General features: G+C 59.2%; 1 protein-coding gene. It reads right to left on the reverse strand.

Going from position 1 to position 218, the window contains the following annotated elements; translation table 11 throughout:
* Window positions 1-218, reverse strand: a 218-nt coding sequence (locus tag A3709_RS23950; RefSeq protein WP_369795155.1) for an esterase/lipase family protein, incomplete at both ends; no start/stop codon positions are given.

Raw genomic sequence — 218 nt, forward strand, 5'->3', positions numbered from 1 at the left:
CCATCTCCGCCGATTCAGGAATCGGATAAAGCAATGAGGGGTAACTCAGGTTGACCGTGGTGTAGCCGGCGTGATCGAGGTACCACTGCATGGGCTTGAGCGACAGCGACGATCGAAGCATACCGTGCAGCAGGATCACGCAGCGATCCGCACTGGCCGCCAGGTAATCATCGGCCCGGACCTGAGGGGCAAGCAACAGCCAGAGTATCAGGCCGAAA

The organism is Halioglobus sp. HI00S01 (assembly GCF_001635445.1).
Lineage (GTDB): Bacteria > Pseudomonadota > Gammaproteobacteria > Pseudomonadales > Halieaceae > Halioglobus > Halioglobus japonicus.